Origin of the sequence: Jannaschia rubra, from assembly GCF_001403735.1 — a bacterium.
GTDB classification, from domain to species: Bacteria; Pseudomonadota; Alphaproteobacteria; order Rhodobacterales; family Rhodobacteraceae; genus Jannaschia; species Jannaschia rubra.
On sequence record NZ_CXPG01000012.1, the window covers coordinates 241,424 to 262,414 of the forward strand.

Annotated in this window: 18 protein-coding genes, 1 tRNA gene and 1 other RNA gene; 14 read left to right on the forward strand and 6 right to left on the reverse strand. The window is 68.2% G+C overall.

The window, feature by feature from the left end; all coding sequences use genetic code 11:
• Positions 1-405: 405 nt before the first annotated feature.
• Positions 406-479 (reverse strand) — tRNA-Gly (locus tag JAN5088_RS04330).
• A 123-nt stretch (positions 480-602) separates the two neighbouring features.
• Here JAN5088_RS04330 and gatC point away from each other — a divergent pair.
• From gatC to rpmG, 7 genes are all read left to right on the forward strand, one after another.
• Positions 603-890, forward strand: coding sequence for an Asp-tRNA(Asn)/Glu-tRNA(Gln) amidotransferase subunit GatC (gene gatC, locus JAN5088_RS04335; RefSeq protein ID WP_055681574.1), 288 nt, complete (start codon positions 603-605; stop codon positions 888-890).
• Complete coding sequence (gatA, locus tag JAN5088_RS04340) at positions 887-2,374, forward strand: Asp-tRNA(Asn)/Glu-tRNA(Gln) amidotransferase subunit GatA (protein ID WP_055681575.1); 1,488 nt, start codon at positions 887-889, stop codon at positions 2,372-2,374. Before gatC ends, gatA begins: the two co-directional genes overlap by 4 nt.
• A 55-nt stretch (positions 2,375-2,429) precedes the next feature.
• The gene (locus JAN5088_RS04345) at positions 2,430-3,239 is read left to right on the forward strand and encodes a hypothetical protein (protein ID WP_143114780.1); all 810 of its coding nucleotides are present in this window, start codon (positions 2,430-2,432) and stop codon (positions 3,237-3,239) included.
• Entirely contained in the window at positions 3,236-3,940 is a 705-nt protein-coding gene (locus JAN5088_RS04350; RefSeq protein WP_233489714.1) for an N-acetylmuramoyl-L-alanine amidase, read from the forward strand. The genes JAN5088_RS04345 and JAN5088_RS04350 overlap by 4 nt, the downstream gene beginning before the upstream one ends.
• A 12-nt stretch (positions 3,941-3,952) precedes the next feature.
• Positions 3,953-4,345, forward strand: an RNA gene (gene rnpB / locus JAN5088_RS04850) — RNase P RNA component class A.
• Positions 4,346-4,491: 146 nt separating this feature from the next.
• A complete protein-coding gene (locus JAN5088_RS04355; protein ID WP_055681577.1) occupies positions 4,492-4,890 on the forward strand; it encodes a PAS domain-containing protein in 399 nt (132 codons plus the stop codon).
• Between the two features lie 107 nt (positions 4,891-4,997).
• Entirely contained in the window at positions 4,998-5,165 is a 168-nt protein-coding gene (rpmG, locus tag JAN5088_RS04360; protein WP_055681578.1) for a 50S ribosomal protein L33, read from the forward strand.
• A 65-nt stretch (positions 5,166-5,230) separates the two neighbouring features.
• Here rpmG and JAN5088_RS04365 read toward each other — a convergent pair whose 3' ends face one another.
• The 3 genes from JAN5088_RS04365 to aspS form a co-directional block, all read right to left on the reverse strand.
• Positions 5,231-6,391, reverse strand: coding sequence for a DUF1501 domain-containing protein (locus JAN5088_RS04365; protein WP_055681579.1), 1,161 nt, complete (start codon positions 6,389-6,391; stop codon positions 5,231-5,233).
• Between the two features lie 5 nt (positions 6,392-6,396).
• Positions 6,397-7,746, reverse strand: coding sequence for a DUF1800 domain-containing protein (locus tag JAN5088_RS04370; RefSeq protein WP_055681580.1), 1,350 nt, complete (start codon positions 7,744-7,746; stop codon positions 6,397-6,399).
• Positions 7,747-7,818: 72 nt separating this feature from the next.
• A complete protein-coding gene (gene aspS / locus JAN5088_RS04375; protein WP_055681581.1) occupies positions 7,819-9,798 on the reverse strand; it encodes an aspartate--tRNA ligase in 1,980 nt (659 codons plus the stop codon).
• A gap of 212 nt (positions 9,799-10,010) precedes the next feature.
• On the opposite strand from aspS, the gene JAN5088_RS04380 reads away from it, so the two are divergent.
• From JAN5088_RS04380 to JAN5088_RS04410, 7 genes are all read left to right on the forward strand, one after another.
• Positions 10,011-11,261, forward strand: coding sequence for an SAM-dependent methyltransferase (locus tag JAN5088_RS04380; RefSeq protein ID WP_055681582.1), 1,251 nt, complete (start codon positions 10,011-10,013; stop codon positions 11,259-11,261).
• A 107-nt stretch (positions 11,262-11,368) separates the two neighbouring features.
• On the forward strand, positions 11,369-14,689 hold the full coding sequence (gene carB / locus JAN5088_RS04385; protein WP_055681583.1) for a carbamoyl-phosphate synthase large subunit: 3,321 nt from the start codon (positions 11,369-11,371) through the stop codon (positions 14,687-14,689).
• 112 nt (positions 14,690-14,801) lie between these two features.
• Entirely contained in the window at positions 14,802-15,815 is a 1,014-nt protein-coding gene (locus JAN5088_RS04390) for a BMP family protein (protein ID WP_055681584.1), read from the forward strand.
• A 245-nt stretch (positions 15,816-16,060) separates the two neighbouring features.
• Complete coding sequence (locus JAN5088_RS04395; protein WP_055681585.1) at positions 16,061-16,534, forward strand: hypothetical protein; 474 nt, start codon at positions 16,061-16,063, stop codon at positions 16,532-16,534.
• A gap of 121 nt (positions 16,535-16,655) precedes the next feature.
• Positions 16,656-17,003, forward strand: coding sequence for a tripartite tricarboxylate transporter TctB family protein (locus JAN5088_RS18845; RefSeq protein ID WP_055681586.1), 348 nt, complete (start codon positions 16,656-16,658; stop codon positions 17,001-17,003).
• A 154-nt stretch (positions 17,004-17,157) separates the two neighbouring features.
• Complete coding sequence (locus JAN5088_RS04405; RefSeq protein WP_055681587.1) at positions 17,158-18,255, forward strand: beta-ketoacyl-ACP synthase III; 1,098 nt, start codon at positions 17,158-17,160, stop codon at positions 18,253-18,255.
• Positions 18,256-18,264: 9 nt separating this feature from the next.
• A complete protein-coding gene (locus JAN5088_RS04410; RefSeq protein WP_055681588.1) occupies positions 18,265-18,867 on the forward strand; it encodes a thymidine kinase in 603 nt (200 codons plus the stop codon).
• A 14-nt stretch (positions 18,868-18,881) separates the two neighbouring features.
• Here the strand turns inward: JAN5088_RS04410 and JAN5088_RS04415 are convergent, their stop codons facing one another.
• Both JAN5088_RS04415 and hisN read right to left on the reverse strand, forming a co-directional pair.
• A complete protein-coding gene (locus JAN5088_RS04415; protein WP_055681589.1) occupies positions 18,882-20,207 on the reverse strand; it encodes an 8-oxoguanine deaminase in 1,326 nt (441 codons plus the stop codon).
• The gene (gene hisN, locus JAN5088_RS04420; RefSeq protein ID WP_055681688.1) at positions 20,200-20,988 is read right to left on the reverse strand and encodes a histidinol-phosphatase; all 789 of its coding nucleotides are present in this window, start codon (positions 20,986-20,988) and stop codon (positions 20,200-20,202) included. Before hisN ends, JAN5088_RS04415 begins: the two co-directional genes overlap by 8 nt.
• Positions 20,989-20,991 lie beyond the last annotated feature (3 nt).

Genomic DNA, 20,991 nt, shown 5'->3' on the forward strand with positions numbered 1-20,991 from the left:
ACCGATCATGCGGGGCGGTTCGTCGCGAGTGGCTGGATCGACCGGCCACTCTTGCGACCGCAGGGCCTCCGCCGGCACGCTCGCATCCTGATCGACGGAGTACGACCGGAAGTCCGAAAGCGGCCTGTCGTGGTGCGGTGGAAGGACGTTCCTGCCAGTCCCGAACACCGACGAAGGCACGAGGACAATCGAGGCGAACACGGCGGTGAAAAACGCAGGCAACAACATCGCTCCTCCCCAGGACGAGAACCTGCATCGAGCCGGACGAGATGTTCAAGGCGAACCGGCGCCTTGGGTCAGATCAAAACCCTGCCGGCATGTGGGGGTTCCGGCCATTCGAACAGCGGGGTCGAATCCTGCCGGAGGATGGGCCGCTGCTTGCCCGACCCTCGATTTCCAGGATGCTGGAGCGGGCGGCGGGAATCGAACCCGCGTCATCAGCTTGGAAGGCTGAGGTCTTACCACTACACAACGCCCGCGCTGCCATACCGATACCGTCCCTTGCGGGCCGGATGCAAGGGGGGCGCGGCGCGCGACGGCCGATATTGAACCCAGCGCCCCCCGCCTGTAGACGGCGGCCGACACTTTCCCCCGGAGGTCCCATGTCCATCGACAAGGAAACCGCGCGCCGCGTGGCCAAGCTGGCGCGGATCGCCGTGCCCGACGACCGGCTGGACGCGCTGGCCGGCGAGTTCAACGCCATCCTCGGCTTCGTCGAGCAGTTGCAGGAAGTGGACGTCGCGGGCGTGGAGCCCATGGTGTCGGTCACGCCCATGCGCCTGAAGCGGCGGGACGACGTGGTGACGGACGGCGGCCAGCCTCAGAAGATCCTCGCCAATGCGCCCGATGCGCGCGAAGGCTTTTTCGCCGTGCCGAAGGTGGTGGAATGAACGACCTGACCGATCTGACCATAGCCGATGCCCGCGACGCGCTGCGCCGGGGCGACACCACGGCCGCCGAACTGACCGACGCGCACCTGGAAGCCGTGGAGACGGCCGGCGCGCTCAACGCCTTCGTCCACCGCACGCCCGAGATCGCGCGCGAGCAGGCGCGCGCCGCCGATGCGCGGTTGAAGGGTGGCGACACGCCCGCGATGTGCGGCATCCCCATCGGGGTGAAGGACCTGTTCTGCACGCGGGGCGTGCCGTCGCAGGCCGGTTCGCGCATCCTCGAAGGCTTCCGGCCGGAATACGAATCCACCGTCACCACGCGCCTGTTCGAGGCGGGGTCGGTCATGCTGGGCAAGCTCAACATGGACGAATTCGCCATGGGGTCGTCAAACGAGACCTCGGTCTATGGCGACGCGGTCAACCCGTGGCGGGCCACGGGGTCGGACGCGCCGCTGACGCCGGGCGGATCGTCGGGCGGGTCGGCATCGGCGGTAGCGGCGCGGCTGTGCCTCGGCGCGCTTGGCACCGACACCGGCGGGTCGATCCGCCAGCCCGCGGCCTTCACCGGGACCGTGGGCATCAAGCCGACCTATGGCCGGGTCAGCCGGTGGGGCATCGTGGCCTTCGCGTCGAGCCTCGACCAGGCGGGGCCGATGACGCGGACGGTGCGGGACGCGGCGATCATGCTGGGCGCGATGGCCGGGCACGATCCAAAGGACTCGACCAGCGCCGACGTGGCCGTGCCGGATTTCGAGGCGATGCTGACCGGCGACATCCGTGGACAGGTCATAGGCATTCCCGGCGAATACCGCATGGAGGGGATGCCCGCCGAGATCGATACGCTGTGGCAGCAGGGCATCGAGATGCTGCGCGACGCGGGCGCCGAGACGCGCGACATCAGCCTGCCGCACACGAAATACGCGCTTCCCGCCTATTACGTCATCGCGCCGGCCGAGGCGTCGTCGAACCTTGCGCGCTATGACGGCGTGCGCTTCGGGCACCGTGCGAAGCTGGCGCCCGGCGACGGCATCACCGAGATGTACGAGAAGACCCGCGCCGAAGGCTTCGGCCCGGAGGTGCAGCGCCGCGTCATGGTGGGCACCTACGTCCTGTCGGCGGGGTTTTACGACGCCTATTACAACCGCGCCCGCCAGGTGCGCGCCCTGATCAAGCGCGACTTCGACGAGGCCTTCGCGGCGGGCGTCGACGCGATCCTGACGCCGGCGACACCCTCGGCCGCCTTCCCGCTCGGCGCGATGGCGGATGCGGACCCGATCAGGATGTATCTGAACGACGTGTTCACGGTGACGGTGAACCTGGCCGGGCTGCCGGGGGTGGCCGTGCCCGCGGGGCTGGACGACGACGGCCTGCCCCTGGGGCTGCAACTGATCGGGCGGCCGTGGGAGGAGGGCGCGTTGCTGAATGTCGCACGATGCCTTGAGGAGCGTGCAGGCTTCGTGGCGCGTCCGGAGAAGTGGTGGTAAGGTCACCGCAAGAACGACTGTGAGGCACCCGATGCGAGCGATCCGGATACTGAGCGTGACGACGGCCGCGGCCCTGCTGGCGGCCTGCGCGCCCCCGCTGCCCGACAGCGGCGTGCAGGGCACGGGGTTCGGCACGGCGGCCCAGCAGCGCGAGGCGCAGCTGAGCGGCCAGGCGCCCTTGCAGCCCGTGCCGACCGTCCTGCCCCCCGCCACGCCACTGGGCACCAGCACGTCCGGCGTGCAGGCGACGCCCATGCAGACCGAGGCGCAGGTGCTGGCCAGCCAGGCGCTGACCGCGCTCGGCCGGGGCGCTCCGCCGGCCCCCGCCGCGCCCGAGGGGGCGCCGGTGCCCGAACCGCTGCCGGATGCGGCCACCTCCACGACGACGCTTCCGGCGACTCCGCCCGCGACGACCCCGCCGGCCACCACGCCGCCGGTCGATCCGCAGGCCCTGAACCTCGACCGCGACAACCCGAACCTGAGCCGGGAGCAGGACTTCGCCGCCGTATCCGCCCAGCGCGACATCGATGCGGACGCCGAACGCCTGCGGATCGCGCGCGAGCAGTATCAGCAGATCCAGCCGCGCGAGATGGAGCGGCCCGAGACCTCGGGACCCAACGTCTTCGCCTATGCGCTGAACGAGGCGAAGCCGATCGGCTCGCAGACCTATCGCCGGGGGTTGGGGGCATCGGCCCGGCGCGCGGCGGAACGGTGCCAGGCCTTCCGCAGCGACGACATCGCGCAGGAGGAGTTCCTGGCCTCGGGCGGGCCGCAGCGCGACAAGCTGGGCGTCGACCCGGACGGCGACGGCAATGCCTGCGGCTGGGACCCGGCGGTCGTGCGGAACCTCGTCAACAGCCAGTGAAGGTCGTCGAGCGGCCGAGCCCGAACCACGGCCCCCGCCGTGACGGGATCGAGCGACCCGACCTGATCGTCCTGCATTACACGGCGATGAGAGGCGGGCCGGAGCCGGCCATCCGGCGGCTCTGTGACCCCGAGGCGCAGGTATCCTGCCACTATGTCATCGGCGAGGGCGGGGAGCTGTGCCGCCTCGTGCCCGACGACCGCCGCGCCTGGCACGCGGGCGCGGGGCGGTGGGGGCCATGGGACGACGTCAATTCGCGGTCACTGGGGATCGAACTGTCGAACGACAGTGCCTCGCCCTTCCCGGCCGCGCAGATGGACGCGCTGGACTGGCTGCTGCATGACCTGCTGGCCCGCCACGGGATCGCGCCGGAACGGGTGATCGGCCATTCCGACTGCGCCCCCGGCCGCAAGATCGACCCCGGCGCGCGGTTCGACTGGCGACGGCTCGCGCTGCGGGGCCTTGCGGTCGGGGCGGACGCCCGAAAGGCGGAACCTGCCACGTTCCGCGACGATGCGCGGACCTTCGGCTATACCTCGGACGTGGACGACGCGACGCTTCTCGCCGCGTTCCGGTTGCGGTTCCGACCCGGGGCGACCGGCCCGCTTGACGCCGTCGACGCCGGGATGGCCGCCGATCTGGCTGCCCGGTTTCCCGCCCCCTCCGCGGCAGCCATTGACGCGCCGGCCTGCCGGCCATAACTCGCCATCCGTGCGGGGGGCCGGACGGCCGCGGGGTCAGCCCCGAGGAAAGTCCGGACTCCACGAAGCGACGGTGCCGGGTAACGCCCGGGCGGGGACCGGCGGGGCAACCCACCGGGAACTCGACGGAAAGCGCCACAGAAAACAGACCGCCCTGCATGCAGGGTCAGGGTGAAACGGTGGGGTAAGAGCCCACCGGGGGGCTGGCAACAGCGCCCGCATGGCAAGCCCCACCGGGAGCAATGCCGAATAGGGACCCCAGGCCGCCCGCAGGGGCGGCAGAGGCGCTTCGCCTTCGGGGTCCGGGTTGGCAGCTTGAGGCCCGAAGCGATTCGCGGCCCAGATGAATGGTCGTCACCGGGGGCAACCCCGGCACAGAATCCGGCTTACAGGCCCCCCGCGCACATCGGATTCCGAAGTCGACAGGCGATTTTCGGCGGAAGCACCCCATATTGTCGCGGAATTGTGAACATTCTGCTTGCCACATTCCGACAGGCCCACCCATTCTCGCCGACGAGGCAGGACAATTTCGTTCAAAACCGGAGGTTGCGATGACGCAGACCGCCTTTCCTGCCTTGCCCTCGGATACGTCGCCGTCCGACCTTCCGGAGCGCGCCCTGGAGATGCTTTCGAGCGATGGCCGCCCCCGCGGGCTTCTGTTCGCCGACGGGCGGGTCGCGGCGCTCGGGCCCGCGATGCTGCGCGCCATGGGCTTTGCCGCGGACGACGACCTGCGCGGCCTGCCCTTCGACAGCTTCTGGCGGCACGGCGACCGCCCTGCCATCGGGGCTGCCCTGCGTGCCGCCCGGCGCGAGGGCCGGGCCAGCGTCGACCTGGATCTGGCCTATGTCGGCGCGCGGTCGGGGCATTCCACCGTGACGCTCAGCCCCGCGCCCGTCGGCGGTCTGCTGGTCGCGGTGCTGCACAGTCCGGACGCGATGTCCGCGTGACTTGACACCCCGCGCTCACCGGCTAGAAGGCAGCTTCCCCGACCCGTCGGGCCAGGATTTGCGGACAGCGCGGCAGCCGCGCGCCCGACCGTTGCAGGAGACACCAGATGGCGAAGCCCACCACGATCAAGATCCGGCTGAATTCCTCCGCCGGGACCGGCCACTTCTACGTCACGAAGAAGAACGCCCGGACCATGACCGAGAAGATGGTCGTGCGGAAGTTCGACCCGGTCGTCCGCAAGCACGTCGAATACAAGGAAGGCAAGATCAAGTAAGGTCCACCGGACCGACTTGACGCCAGATCGGGCCGCCGGACACGTTCCGCGCGGCCTTTTGCCGTTCAGGCCAGAAGGCCTGGGCTGGGCCCCATGTCGAGGTCGGGGAAGACGGTGGTCTCCAGCGCCGCGCGTTCCACCCCGAACAGGCCGTGAAGCGCCCAGGCCGCATGGGCGCGCACGTCGCGGGTGGGCATCACGTCGCGCCGGTCGAGAAGTTGCGATTCGGCAAGGCCCGGCCAGTCGCCCCAGACCTGCCCGCCCCGAAGCGCCCCGCCCCCGAGGATCATCGTGCCGCCGGTACCGTGATCGGTGCCCATGGTCCCGTTCTGAAAGGCCGTGCGGCCGAATTCGGTCATGGCGATCACCATTGTCCGATCCCAGTCGGCCCCGAGGTCTGCGCGCAGGCGCAAAAGGCCGCCGGCCAGCGCGTCGAGGCCGCGCGCGATCTGCCGGGGCTGACCGCGGTGGCTGTCCCATCCGCCGAGCGACAGCGCCGCGATGCGCGCGTCCTGTCGCAACTGTGCGGCGGCGAAGGCGAAGAGGGCGTCGGTCTTGCGTCCCTCGTCCTCGGCACTGGACCCCGCGAAGCCCAGCGCGGCCTCGGCGTTCTCGCGGAACAGGGGGTCGTCGTGATAGGCGTGCAGCAGCAGATCCGCCGTGGCGGGCGCAAGGTCGAGCCTGGCGTCGGGCGCCCAGCTGGAATGTGCCGCATTGCCGCGCAGGATCAGCATCTCGTCCCGGCCCACGGCGAAAGCGGTGCGCCCGGTGGCCCCCGGCAGAAGCGGCAGCAGGCGGTTCAGCCAGCCGTCGCGGTTGGTCAGCGGCGGCACCTCGCCCGCCGTGCCGGCCTCCAGGATATCCTGCCCGTCGAAATGGCTGCGCTTGTCGCGATAGGGCGTGCTGACCGCCTGGACGAAACCGAGATGCCCCGCCTGCCAGAGCGGGCGCAGGGGTGCCAGCGACGGATGCATGGCGTGGAACCCGGTCAGGTCGATGGCGCCCGCCGCGGGCCCCACGTCGAAATCGGGGCGCAGGCCGGCCAGGTCGGGGTCGCCATATGGTTGCAGTGCGTCGAGCCCGTCCATCGCGCCGCGCAGGATCACCACAACCAGCCGATTGTCGGAGGGCAGCGCGGCAAAGGACATGGGTGTCATCAGCGGGAAGGCCGCGGCGGAGCAGCCCAGAAGCGACAGGAAGCGGCGACGATCGAGCGTGGGGGACATAAGAGTCACCTTCTCTGGAACTCGGGCGAGGCGAGGATCAGGCCGATGCCTGCCGCGCGATCCTCGGCGGCGCCGGCGGCAAAGCGCACACGGTCGCCGGCCAGCGGACCGAGCGCCGTCTCGACCAGCAGGCGGGGGTCGAGCGCGGGTTTCTGGCGGCGCCCCAGGTCCATCGCCCAGCCCAGCCGCGCGGCCAGTCCCTGAGGCGTGATCCAGGCGGTGCCCTCCTCCGGCCAGCCGTCGGGGCCGGAGGGGCGCAGCCAGGGCTGCCCCATGAGGGTGAGCGGATCGGTCAGCCCTTCGCGCAGGGGGCGTATGCCGCGCGCCGCCTCCAGCTCCGACCCGGAGTCGGTTACGCGCAGCGCGGCCGCCATGAAGTCGAGCGGCCGGCGCACCTTGCGAAGCTCGGGCGCCCAGGCGGCGGGATGGTCGAGCATCGCGCCATAGACTGCCGGAAGCGACCCGTCGGTGTCGAGCCAGGTGCCGGTCATCGCCTCGATCAGGTCAGCAGGCGGGTCGTCGGCGATGAAGTGGCGCGCGATCTTGGCCGACAGGTGCCGGGCGGTCGCCGGATGCACGGCCAGGTCCGACAGGACGGCGGCGATGTCGTGACGGTTGGGCGTCTCGTCGCCGTAAGTCTCGCCCAGCACGGTCTCGGCCCCCGGCTCCACCATGTTGCGGACCCAGCGGAAGCGGCCGTCCCTCGTCACGCTCAGCCCGGTCAGGAGCTTGGCCAGCTCGCGTACGTCGGTCTGCGAATAGGGCGCGCCCGCGCCGAGCGTGTGAAGCTCCAGTACCTCGCGGGCGAGGTTCTCGTTCAAGCCGCCGCCGCGACGGCCGCGCGGCGAATTGGGGCCGATGGATTTCTCCTGGTCGAGATAGGTCAGCATCGCCGGATGCGTGACCGCTGCGAACAGCAGGTCGCCGAAGCGTCCCGCGACGTGGGGACGGATCGCCGCGTCGTGGTAGGCGGCGACGCTACGGCGCAGGTATCCGCCGCCGTCGGCCACGGCGAAATGACCCGCCCAGAACCACGTCAGCCGTTCGCGCAGCCCGTCACGCGTGACAATGGCGCGCATCATCGTCTGGCGCAGGTCCCGGTGATAGATGGTGTGGAGGCGGCGGTTGATCTTCTTGTATTCCTCGGCCGCGGCGGGGTCTTCGCGCCGCGCTCGGCGCAGGCGGCCGTGACGGCGGATCAGGTCCATCCGGGTGTTCCAGTCGGGCACCGGAAAACGCTCCGCCATCTCGTCGGGGCCGTCCAGACGCGCGAGCAGGTCGGCGGCGCCATCCGGCGGCGGAAGGTCGGGCGACAGGCCGGTGCCGAACCGGATCGCGGCGAGCGTCGGGATCATCGCGTCAAGATAGGGGCCCGCCCCCGGCTTGCACAGGGGACCGGCGGGGACGTGCCGATGCGAAGGTGCCGATCAGTCCTTCGGAATGACGCGCAGTCCCAGTTCCATCAACTGGCCACTGACAGGCTCGGACGGGGCGCCCATCATCAGGTCCTCGGCCCGCTGGTTCATGGGGAACAGGATGACCTCGCGAATGTTGGCTTCGTCCGCCAGCAGCATGACGATGCGGTCGATGCCCGCGGCACAGCCGCCGTGGGGCGGCGCGCCGTAGTGGAACGCCTTGACCATGCCGCCGAAGCGCTTGCGAACCTCCTCCTCGCCGTAGCCGGCAAGCTCGAACGCCCTGAACATGATCTCGGGGCGGTGGTTGCGGATGGCGCCCGAGATCAGCTCATAGCCGTTGCAGGCCAGGTCGTACTGATAGCCCAGCACGTCGAGCGGGTCGCCCGACAGCGCCTCCAGCCCGCCCTGCGGCATCGAGAAGGGGTTGTGGCTGAAGTCGATCCTGCCGTCGTCGTCGCGCTCGTACATCGGGAAATCGACGATCCAGGCGAAGGCGAAGCGGTCGGTTTCGGTCAGACCGAGTTCGTCGCCAATGACGGTGCGCGCACGGCCGGCGACGGCCTCGAAGTCCGACGCCTTGCCGCCAAGGAAGAACGCCGCATCGCCCATACCGAGGCCCAGTTGCTGACGGATGGCTTCGGTGCGCTCGGGCCCGATGTTCTTGGCGAGGGGGCCGGCGGCTTCGATATTTGTTCTGCCAAAGTACTCAGTTACTAGGCTATCTGCCTTCTTAAGATCAAAAGGATCCCCTGTCTGAATAAGATCAAAAATTTCTTTTGCATCCCTGAGAAAGTCCTCATCGAAAGTCTTTTTTATCCATTCTAGATCAGACGCATCTGCTTCCTTAGCTTTGATCCACTGTTTCAGTATCGGAAAAAGCTCTTTGTCATAGTAAAAGTTCTGAACTTCCCGCCAGAAGATATACCCCATCCCCGGCAGCCCCTGCTCTTGCGCGAACTTGTTCATCCGATCGCAGAACTTGCGCGATCCACCTGTGGGCGCGGGAATGGCGCGGATCTCGGTGCCTTCCTTTTCCAGAAGCGACGCGAAGATGGCGAAGCCGGAGCCGCGGAAGTGGTCGGACACGTCCTGCATCTCGATCGGATTGCGAAGGTCGGGCTTGTCGGTGCCGTATTTCAGCGCCGCGTCGCGGTAGGAGATGAGGGGCCAGTCGGTATCTACCTTGCGGCCGCCGCCGAACTCCTCGAACAGGCCCTGGATGACGGGCTGGATGGTGTCGAACACGTCCTGCTGCGTGACGAAACTCATCTCCATGTCGAGCTGGTAGAAGTCGGTGGGGCTGCGGTCGGCGCGCGGATCCTCGTCGCGGAAGCAGGGCGCGATCTGGAAATACTTGTCGAAGCCCGAGACCATCAGAAGCTGCTTGAACTGCTGGGGCGCCTGCGGAAGCGCATAGACCTTGCCGGGATGCAGGCGCGACGGCACGATGAAGTCGCGCGCGCCCTCCGGCGACGACGCGGTGATGATGGGCGTCTGGAACTCGTTGAAGCCCTTGTCCCACATCCGCTGGCGGATCGAACGCACGACGTCGGACCGCAGGATCATGTTGCGCTGCATCGCTTCGCGCCGCAGGTCGAGGAAGCGGTAGCGCAGGCGCGTTTCCTCAGGGTATTCCTGATCTCCGAAGACCATCAGCGGCAGCTCGTCCGCTGGGCCCAGCACCTCCATGTCGCGCACGAAGACCTCGATCTCGCCGGTGGGGATCTTCGGGTTCACCAGGCTTTCGTCGCGCGCCTTGACCGTGCCGTCGATGCGGATGCACCATTCGGAGCGGACCTTCTCCATCTGTGCGAACACCGGGCTGTCGGGATCGCAGAGCACCTGCGTCATGCCGTAGTGGTCGCGCAGATCCACGAACAGGATGCCGCCATGGTCGCGAATGCGGTGGACCCAGCCCGCCAGGCGGACCGTCTCGCCCACGTTCTCGCGGGTGAGGTCGGCGCAGGTGTGGGTGCGATAGGGGTGCATGGGAAGTCTCTCCGGGTGCGGCATGTCAGGCGTCGGCCCGATCAACACGCCCCCCCGGCGGCTGTCAACCGTGGACGGGCCGGGAACCGCCGGCACCGCAGGCGGTTTGACCCGTTCGATAGGGAATTCCGTTCCTGTCGGGCGACCGGGGGTTGCCATGGACGCCGCCGGCCCGTTTCCTGTGACCCGACAGGCGAAAGGGGGGTGAAGCCATGTGGCAAGCGATCGTCCTGAAGATGCTGGGGCGCGTGGTGCGGAAGGGGCGGTTGACCGCGATCATGCCCGACGGATCCCGCCACGTTTTCGGCGAGGGGGGGGACCCTGTCGTCACCGTCCGCCTAAGCGATGCGGAGCATCTGCGCGGGCTCGTCCGCGACCCGGAGCTTGCCCTGGGCGAGTCCTATATGGATGGGTCGCTGACCATCGAGGAAGGCGACCTGCGTCAGTTGCTGACGCTGTTCGCCGTGAACGGCGGGCGGGGCGTCATGCCGCCGATGATCGCCGCCGGATACCGCGCGCGGTTCCTGGCCCGCCGGTGGGTGCAGGCGAACGACCCGCGCAAGGCGCGCCGCAACGTCGCGCATCACTACGATCTGGGCGACGCGTTCTACGACCTGTTCCTGGACGAGGACCGGCAGTATTCCTGCGCCTATTTCCCCGACCCCGACATGACGCTGGAGGAGGCGCAGGCCGCCAAGAAGGCGCATATCGCCCGCAAGCTGTGCATCGAGCCCGGGATGCGCGTGCTGGATATCGGCTGCGGCTGGGGCGGCATGGCGCTGACGCTGGCGCGCGATTTCGATGCGCGGGTGACGGGCGTGACCCTGTCGGAGAACCAGCACCGCAAGGCCACGCAGCGCGCGCGGGAGGCGGGGCTGTCGGACCGCATCGAAATCAGGTTGCAGGACTACCGCGACCTGACGGGCCCCTTCGACCGCATCGTGTCCGTGGGGATGCTGGAGCATGTGGGCCAGCCGCAATATGTCACCTATTTCGACAAGGTGGCCGACCTTCTGTCCGACGACGGGGTGGCGCTGATCCATACCATCGGGCGCTGTGCGCCGCCGTCGACCACCTCGAGCTGGCTCGCGAAGTACATCTTTCCGGGCGGATACACACCGTCGCTGTCGGAGCTGCTGACGCCGATCGAGCGGACGGACCTGTGGCAGGCCGACATCGAGGTCTGGCGCGGACATTACGCCGAAACGCTGCGCCGCTGGCAGGAGCGGTTCGAGGCGAACGTCGACGAGGTGCGCGCCATGTACGACGACCGGTTCATCCGCATGTGGCGGTATTACCTGGTCGCGGCCGAGGTGGGCTTCGACGCGAACCGGCACGTCGTCTACCAGATGCAGCTTTCCAAGCGCAGAGAGACCGTGCCCAATTCGCGCGACTACCTGTATTCCAAAACGCCCGAAGCAGCGCCGGCGGCCGAACCGGCAACCGGCGTCGCGGCCCAGTGACGTCCCTGCCCTGACGCAGGCGCGGTGCGGAACCCGCCGCCGCGCCCTTGCCCTCCCCTCCGCCGCCCCCTAAACCCCGGCGAGTTTGCCAGACAGCGGAGGCTTCGATGCCCAAACGGACCGACATCCAGTCGATCATGATCATCGGCGCGGGGCCCATCGTCATCGGGCAAGCTTGCGAGTTCGACTATTCGGGCGCGCAGGCGTGCAAGGCGCTGCGCGAGGAAGGGTATCGCGTCATTCTGGTCAACTCGAACCCCGCGACCATCATGACCGACCCCGGCATGGCGGATGCGACCTATATCGAGCCGATCACACCCGACGTCGTCGCCCGGATCATCGAGAAGGAGCGGCCCGACGCCCTGCTGCCTACAATGGGCGGGCAGACGGGGCTGAACACGGCGCTGGCGCTCGACGACATGGGCGTGCTGGAGAAATTCGGGGTGGAGCTGATCGGCGCCCGCCGCGCCGCCATCGAGATGGCGGAGGATCGCAAGCTGTTCCGCGAGGCGATGGACCGGCTGGGCATCGAGAACCCCAAGGCCACCATCGTCGCGGCCCCGAAGAAGGAGAACGGCAAGTTCGACATCGCCGCCGGGCTTGCCGACGCCGTGGCCGCGCTGGAGCATGTGGGCCTGCCCGCGATCATCCGCCCGGCCTTCACGTTGGGCGGCACGGGGGGCGGCGTGGCCTACAACCGCGCCGATTACGAACGCATCTGCCGGTCGGGGCTGGAAGCGAGCCCCATGGCGCAGATCCTGGTGGACGAGAGCCTGCTGGGCTGGAAGGAATACGAGATGGAGGTTGTGCGCGACGCCGCCGACAACGCCATCATCGTCTGCGCCATCGAGAACGTGGACCCGATGGGCGTCCACACCGGCGACAGCATCACCGTGGCGCCCGCGCTGACGCTGACGGACCGCGAATACCAGATCATGCGGACGCGGAGCATCGACGTCCTGCGCGAGATCGGTGTCGAGACGGGCGGGTCCAACGTGCAATGGGCCGTGAACCCCGCCGACGGCCGCATGGTCGTGATCGAGATGAACCCCCGCGTGTCGCGGTCCTCGGCACTGGCGTCCAAGGCCACGGGGTTTCCCATCGCCAAGATCGCCGCAAAGCTCGCGGTGGGATACACGCTGGACGAGCTCGACAACGACATCACCCGCGTGACGCCCGCGTCCTTCGAGCCGTCGATCGACTATGTCGTCACCAAGATCCCCCGCTTCGCCTTCGAAAAGTTCCCCGGCGCCGAGCCGCTCCTGACCACCGCGATGAAGTCGGTGGGCGAGGTCATGGCCATCGGCCGCAGCTTCCATGAAAGCCTGCAGAAGGCGCTGGCGTCGATGGAGACGGGGCTGACGGGGCTCGACGAGATCTCGCTGCCCTCCGACCCGGCGGCCGTCAAGGCCGCTCTGGGCCGCCAGACCCCCGACCGCATCCGCGTGATCGCGCAGGCCATGCGTCAGGGCCTGTCGGACGACGACATCAACACGGTCACGAAGTTCGACCCCTGGTTCCTGGCCCGCATCCGCGAGATCGTGGATCTGGAGGCCGAGGTGCGCCGGGACGGACTGCCCGTCACCGAGGAGGGGCTGCGGCGCCTCAAGACCTTCGGTTTCACCGATGCGCGCCTTGCCACGCTCACGGGCCGGACCGAGGACAACGTGCGCCGCGCCCGCCTGAACCTGGGCGTGGTCGCGCAGTTCAAGCGCATCGACACCTGCGCCGCCGAGTTCGAGGCGCAGACGCCCTACATGTATTCCACCTACGAGACACCCGCGATGGGCGAGGCCGAATGCGAGTCGCGCCCCACCGACGCGAAGAAGGTGGTCATCCTGGGTGGCGGGCCGAACCGGATCGGTCAGGGGATCGAGTTCGACTATTGTTGCTGCCACGCCTGTTTCGCCCTGTCGGATCAGGGGTATGAAACTATCATGGTGAACTGCAACCCGGAGACGGTCTCGACCGACTATGACACCTCGGACCGTCTCTATTTCGAGCCGCTGACCTTTGAACACGTCATGGAGATCCTGCGGATCGAGCAGGAGAACGGCACCCTGCACGGCGTCATCGTGCAGTTCGGCGGGCAGACGCCGCTGAAGCTCGCCAATGCGCTGCACGATGCGGGCATCCCGATCCTCGGCACGACGCCGGACGCCATCGACCTGGCCGAGGATCGGGAGCGGTTCTCGGCCCTCGTCGAGCAACTGGGGCTGAAGCAGCCGATCAATGCCATCGCCCATTCCGATGCCGAAGCGCGGCTGATCGCCGAGGATCTGGGCTATCCGCTGGTGATCCGCCCGTCCTATGTGCTGGGTGGCCGGGCCATGGAGATCGTGCGCGATACCGCGCAGCTGGAGCGTTACATTCGCGATGCGGTGGTGGTTTCGGGCGACAGCCCGGTCCTTCTGGACGGCTATCTGTCGGGCGCGATCGAGGTGGATGTCGATGCCCTGTCCGACGGCGAGGCGGTGCATGTCGCGGGCATCATGCAGCACATCGAGGAGGCGGGCGTGCATTCGGGCGACAGCGCCTGCTCCCTGCCGCCGCACACCCTGCCCCAGTCGGTCATCGACACGATCCGCGAGCAGACCGTGGCGCTTGCCCGGGCACTGCGGGTCGTGGGACTGATGAACGTGCAGTTCGCGGTGAAGGACGGCGAGGTCTATCTGATCGAGGTGAACCCCCGCGCGTCGCGCACGGTGCCCTTCGTCGCAAAGGCCGTGGATTCGGCCATCGCCAGCATCGCCGCGCGCCTTATGGCGGGCGAGCCCCTCTCGAACTTTCCGCTGCGCGACCCCTACCCCGCCGACGCGACCATCGACCACGTGCCCATGGGCGACGTGATGTCGCTGGCCCATGCCGACACGCCCTGGTTCTCGGTCAAGGAGGCGGTGCTGCCCTTCGCGCGCTTCCCGGGCGTCGACACCCTGCTCGGGCCCGAAATGCGCTCCACCGGCGAGGTCATGGGATGGGACCGCAGTTTCGCCCGCGCCTTCCTCAAGGCGCAGATGGGGGCGGGCGTCGTGCTGCCCGAGGACGGGACCGTGTTCCTGTCGATCAAGGACAGCGACAAGACCGATCAGCTGATCGAGACGGCGGAGGTGCTGACCGCCATGGGGTTCACCATCCTGGCCACCTCCGGCACCGCCGCCTTCCTGGCGCGTCACGACATCGCGTCGCGTCACGTCAACAAGGCCTACGAGGGCGGGCGCACGATCATCGACGCGATGAAGGACGGGGAGGTCGCGCTGGTGATGAACACCACCGAAGGTGCGCAGACCGTCGAGGACAGCCGGTCCATGCGGAACGTGGCATTGATGGACCGCATCCCGTATTTCACCACCCTTGCCGGCGCCCATGCCGCCGCGCTCGCCATGCGCGCCCGCGCCGAGGGTCCGGTCGAGGTGCGGCCGTTGCAGTAGGGCAAACCGTTTGTTGCTGCGAAACGAAGGACCTGTTGGTGAATCGCCCCTAATCTCCCTCGACCCGATCGACGTAAGGTTTCCCCTACGTCACTACAGGGAGGATGCGACGATGCAGTCAGATGAACCGATTACGCGCCGGACGGCGTTTCTGGCAACCGCGGCTTTGGCCATGACCATGGGTTCGGCAGCGGTCGCCCAAGGGAACGACGCGCTGTCGGTGGCGATGCTCATTCCCGGTCAGATCGACGACAACGGGTTCATGGAAGCCGGCTATGACGGCCTGATGGCCATCGAGCGGGAACTGGGCGCCACGACCGCCTATATCGACGGGGTGAAGCCGAAGCCCGAGCTTCTGATGGAAGCATTGCGAACATTGGCCGCCGAAGGCCCGGACCTCGTGATTGCGCATGGCGGACAGAACAACGAGGCGGCGCAGACCGTCGCGCCGGAGTTTCCAGCTGTGAAGTTCGTCGTGGTCCAGGGCGACGTGACCGGCGCCAACCTGTCGAGCTATGACATCCTGCAAGAGGAGAGCGCGTGGCTGGCGGGGGCCGCCGCAGGGCTGATGACGGAAACGGACGTCGTGGGACACATTTCCGGCATCCGCGTCACGCCCGGCTTGAAGGGGCGGGGCGGGTTCTACAACGGGCTGATGCACACCAATCCGGAGGCGACGTTCCTGACGATCTTCGCGGGCGATCAGGACGACAACGACCTGTCGTACAGGGTGGCGAACGAGGAAATCGACGGCGGTGCCGACATCATCTTCACCATGCTGAACGCCGGGCGCACGGGAGCCATCAACGCCATGCGCGAAAAGGGCGTGCGGCAGATCGGCAACGTGGGAGACTGGACGCAGGAGGAGCCGGAGGTGTTCGTCGCATCCGCCATCGCGGATGTGAGCCAGGCCGGCCTGATGGCCGCACGGGATGTAGCGGAGGGAGGGTGGAAGCCGGATACCATCGTCAGGATCGGCCTTTCCAATCCCGAGGCCGTCTCGCTCAGCCTTGCGCCGGATGTTCCCGATGACGTGAGAGCCGAAGTGGACCGTCTGCGCGACGAGATCGTCGCCGGAAACATCGAGGTCTCGACCGACTATGAGGGCGCCGAACTGACGCCGTGAGGAAAGGGCGTTTGCGAGCATCCGGTGCTGTGTCCGGATGCCCGCCGTCCATCGCATCCGGAGCGTGCCACCCCCAATCGCGCCTCGCTGCCGTCCCGCGACCGTCGGATTGGCGCGATCATCTGCTGTCCAGCCGCTGATTTTGCGCTGAATCCGGCCGAGTTTCGGCCTCGGGTGGGTCAGGATGCAACGATTCCGGCATCTGGCGTGTTTGCAGGCATAACTTCACAGACGAGGAACGCGCCATGCATCGCAACGTCACAGCAATCTACCGAACCCACGCCGTCGCGGATCAGGTCCGACGAGAGCTGACCGAAGCCGGTCTCTTGGGTACTCACGTCAAGGTCGTGCCCGACCGCGACGATGCTCTGGCCGCCGGAACCCATAGGGACGAGGCATCCTATCGCACCGACCTCGACCATCTTGGCCTGCCCGAGGATGACCAGCACACCTACGAACAGGCCGTCCGTCGCGGTGACTACATTGTGTCGGCGCGGGTCGACGACGATGACGACACCAGCAACCTTGACCGCGTGAAGGAGATCATGCGCCACCCCGAAGCGCAGTCGTTCGATACGCTCAACGATGAATTCGTCGATACTCCGCGCAGCCGCCACATGGCCGAAACCAACGTGGTGCGCGGCCGCCGGGACACCGAATACGACTACGGCGACGAGTCTGTGCGCGGCTATCGCTATGACAAGCCCTACAACCCTTAAACCGCGTCAGGATTACGCCTGACCTCCAACCGGGGCGATAGCGTCCCATCGACCCCCAAGGGCGGAGTTCACGCCTCGGCATATCCGTCCCGACCGGAAATCATTTCAAGGAGCAACCTTCATGGCCCAGAACGACCCCAAGTATCGCGACCCCAAGGTCACCACGACCTCCACCGCCGGCGGGGGGTCTTCCTCCTGGCTCAAATGGCTTTTGATCGCAATCGCCGTCATCGTCGTGCTCTGGCTGCTGTTCACGTTTTTCCTGAACACTGACGAAGTCGAGACCGAGGTACCCGCCGAGCCGGCGGCAGTCGTCGTCGAGGATCCCGTGGTCGAGGACCCCGTGGTCGTCGAGGACCCCGCCGTCGTCGTCGACGAAGACGTGGAAACGGGGACCGTCCCGCTCGTCGAGGAACCGCTCCTGGACGAAGAAGATGCCACCGTCGTTCCCGTCACGCCGACCGAATGACCGGCCTTCGCCGTCGCACTGGCGGCTGACATGGACGCCGATGCCGGACCCTGCCTTGACGGCAGGGTCCGGTTTCCGTTCGTCCTGACATTGCGCGTCGCTCTTGACCTCGACTTTTGTCGCGTCCATCCCCGACGGTAATGGGGAGAGCCGCATGAACAACGTCGCCGTCACCGGATCGGGCGTCTTCACGCCCCGCCAGGTCATAACCAATGACGAGCTGGTCGCGGCATTCAACGCCTATGCGGACCGGCGCAACGCCGAAGGCGCCGACCCTTCGATCCCCCATTCCAGCTCCGAATTCATACGCTCCGCCAGCGGGATCGAGCAGCGGTTCGTCCTCGACAAGTCCGGCGTGCTGGATCCGGACCGCATGTATCCGCGCCTGCCCGCCCGCCCCGACGACGCGCCGTCGCAGATGGCCGAGATGGGGGTTGCGGCGGCCACCGATGCTCTGGCGCAGGCAGGAGTTGACGCGGGCGCCGTCGACGCGGTGATCTGCGCCGCCTCGAACCACGAACGCGCCTATCCCGCCATCGCCATCGAGATACAGGAGCTTCTGGGCACCGGCGGCTTCGGCTTCGACATGAACGTGGCCTGTTCGTCGGCGACCTTCGGCATCCAGGCGGCCGCCGACATGATCCGTGCGGGGTCGATCGACCGCGCGCTGGTCGTGAACCCCGAGATCTGCTCGGCGCATCTCGAATGGCGCGACCGGGACTGCCACTTCATCTTCGGCGACGTCTGCACCGCTCTGGTGCTGGAGCGGGAGGATTTGTCCCGGGGCGACCGCTTCGTGATCGAAAGCACCCGCTGCGCGACGCAGTTTTCCAACAATATCCGCAACAACGACGGCTTCCTGCGCCGCACGCGCGATGCCATGGACGACCGCCGCGACATGCAGTTCATGCAGAACGGCCGCAAGGTGTTCAAGGAGGTCCTGCCGATGGTCGCGTCGCATATCGCGGACCATATGGCAGCCGAGGGGTGGCAGGCGGACGACTTGAAGCGGATGTGGCTGCACCAGGCGAACAAGTCGATGAACGACTTCATCGGGCGCAAGGTGCTGGGCCGGGTGCCGACGCCCGAGGAACAGCCGAATATCCTGCAGGATTACGCCAACACATCGTCGGCCGGGTCGATCATCGCCTTCGCGCAGCACTCGGCCGACCTGCAGCCCGGCGACCGGGGGCTGATCTGCTCCTTCGGTGCCGGCTATTCCGTGGGGTCCGTCCTTCTGAAGCGGGTCTGAGGGCGCGCCATGGCCAAGCTCTACTTCCATTATTCGACGATGAACGCGGGCAAGAGCACGCTGCTTTTGCAGGCGTCTTACAACTACATCGAGCGTGGGATGCAGACCTATCTGCTGACCGCGAACTTCGATGACCGGGCGGGCAAGGGGCGGATCGCCAGCCGGATCGGGATCGAGGCCGAAGCCGACACCTGGGCCGCGGACACCGACCTTTTCGCAATGATCGAGGCGCGGCTGGCGCAGGGGCCCTGCGCCTGCGTGCTGGTGGACGAGGCGCAGTGGCTGTCGCGCGAACAGGTCTGGCAGCTGGCGCGCGTGGCCGACGATCTGGACATGCCGGTCATGGCCTACGGCCTTCGCGTCGATTTCCGGGGCGAACTGTTCCCCGGCTCGGCCGCGATGCTGGCGCTGGCCGATGTCCTGCGCGAGGTGCGGACCATCTGCCACTGCGGACGCAAGGCCACCATGGTCATCCGCATGGGCCCCGACGGTCGCGCCCTGACCGAAGGCGCGCAGGTCGAGGTGGGCGGCAACGACCGCTACGTCAGCCTGTGTCGCCGCCATTTCCGCGAGGCGACGGGCGACCGGGTGCCCCCCGAAGCGCCCGTCTGACGGGGCGCCGCGCGTCAGGCCATAAGGTCGGCGAGCAGGCGTTCCGCACGGCGGATCAATCGCGGCAGGTCGATGGTCATCAGATGCCCGTCGCGCACGACCTGCCGCCCTTCGACGAACAGGTCGCGCACCTTCCGCGGCCCGGCCAGAAGCAGGGCGGAGCGGTCCCAGTTTCCCGCGGCCTCGACCCCGTTCATGTCCCATATGGCAATGTCGGCGCGGAACCCCGGCGCGATCCGGCCACAGTCGTCGCGGCCAAGCACTTCCGCACCGCCGCGCGTGGAGAGACGCAGCGCCTCCGCCCCCGACATCGCATCCGCCCCGCGCGACACGCGGGCGAGCAACATGGCCTGCCGCGCCTCGTCCACCAGCGAGGCCGCGTCGTTCGAGGCCGACCCGTCCACGCCGATCCCCACCCGCACGCCAGCGTCGACCATGGCGCGCACCGGCGCGATACCCGACCCGAGGCGGCAGTTGGAGCAGGGGCAGTGCGCGACGCCGGTGCCGGTGCGGGCAAAGAGCGCGATCTCGTCCGCGTCCAGCTTGACGCAATGGGCGTGCCAGACGTCATCGCCGGTCCAGCCGAGATCCTCCGCGTATTGACCGGGGCGGCAGCCGAAGCGTTCGAGCGAGAAGGCCACGTCCTCGTCGTTCTCGGCCAGGTGGGTGTGCAGGCGCACCCCCTTGTCACGGGCGAGGATGGCGGCGTCGCGCATCAACTCGCGGCTGACGGAAAAGGGCGAACAGGGAGCCACGCCGACCCGGCACATCGAGCCCGGCGCGGCGTCGTGGAAGGCGTCGATCACGCGGATCGCATCCTCAAGGATTGTGGTCTCGTCCTCGACCAGGGCGTCGGGCGGCAGGCCACCGGCGGATTCGCCGATGGACATGGCGCCCCGCGTCGGGTGGAACCGCAGGCCGACCTCGGCCGCCGCGTGGATCGTGTCGTCGAGCCGCACCCCGTTCGGAAACAAATAGAGATGGTCCGATGACATGGAGCAGCCAGACAGCGCCAGTTCCGCCAGCCCGAGCTGCGTCGCCACCGCGACATGGTCCGGCGTGAACCGCGCCCAGATCGGATAGAGCGTCCGCAGCCAGCCGAACAGGAGCGCGTCCTGCCCCGCCGGTACCGCGCGCGTCAGCGTCTGGTAGAGGTGATGGTGCGTGTTGACGAGGCCCGGCGTCACGAGGCAGCCCTGCGCCGCGATCACCTGCCCCTGCGTCGTCTGCCCCTGCCCCACCGCCGCGATCACCCCGTCGCGGATCAGGACGTCGTTACCGGCCGCCCCGTCGTCCATGGTGGCGACATGGGCCGCGCCGCGGATCAGCGTCTCAGCCATTCAGGACCTCCAGCGCGGCGCGGTGCAGGGCGGGGTTCGCGGCGGCGATGACGCGGCCGCCGTGGTGGGCCGGCCCGCCGGTCCAACCGGTCACGATGCCGCCCGCCGCGCGGATGACGGCCATGGGCGCGGCGATGTCATGGGGTTGCAGCCCCGCCTCGACCACCAGATCGACGTGGCCGGCGGCAAGCAGGGCATAGGCATAGCAGTCCAGCCCATAGCGCGTCAGGCGGCAGCGAGCGGCGAGACGGTGGAAGGCCCCGCCCTCCTCCGCCGTGCCGACCTCGGGGAAGGTGCTGAGGATGGTGGCCCGATCCAGCCGCTCGGTCACGCTGACGGTCAAGGCGCGGCGGTCGTCGCCTCGCGTCCAGGTGGCACCGTCCGGTGCGCCCTCGAACCGTTCGCCGGTGAAGGGTTGATCGACGACGCCGAAGAACGGCCCGTCCGCGTCCTGAACCGCGATCAGCACGCCCCAGGTCGGCGACCCAGAGATGAAGGCGCGCGTGCCGTCGATGGGGTCCAGCACCCAGGTCAGGTCGCTCGTGCCGGGGGTCGCGCCCATCTCCTCGCCCAGGATCCCGTCGTGCGGGCGGCGGGCGGCGAGGATGTCGCGCATCGTCCGCTCGGCCTCGCGATCGGCGATGGTGACGGGGTCGAAATCGTCCCGCTTGCTGTCGACGGTCATGGGGCGGCGAAAGTGGCGCAGGGTGACGCCCCGCGCGGCGTCGGCCAGCGCATGTGCCGTGGCGCGGATGGCGGGCAGGTCGGCGGTTCGGTCCATGGC